This is a genomic window from Nocardia amamiensis (genome assembly GCF_015477605.1).
Classification (GTDB): domain Bacteria; phylum Actinomycetota; class Actinomycetes; order Mycobacteriales; family Mycobacteriaceae; genus Nocardia; species Nocardia amamiensis_A.
The window spans coordinates 1-255 of record NZ_JADLQX010000352.1; the positions used below are offsets into that span (position 1 = coordinate 1).

The following is a 255-nucleotide window of genomic DNA, read 5'->3' on the forward strand; positions in this document are numbered from 1 at the left end:
AGTTTTCACAGACGACGCGACAAACCGCCTACAAGCTCTTTACGCCCAGTAATTCCGGACAACGCTCGCACCCTACGTATTACCGCGGCTGCTGGCACGTAGTTGGCCGGTGCTTCTTCTACAGGTACCGTCACTTGCGCTTCGTCCCTGTCGAAAGAGGTTTACAACCCGAAGGCCGTCATCCCTCACGCGGCGTCGCTGCATCAGGCTTTCGCCCATTGTGCAATATTCCCCACTGCTGCCTCCCGTAGGAGT

The 255-nt window shown here is 57.3% G+C and carries 1 rRNA gene; it reads right to left on the reverse strand.

The features are described from left to right. Nucleotides 1-255 (reverse strand): 16S ribosomal RNA (locus IU459_RS40690); the annotation flags it as partial.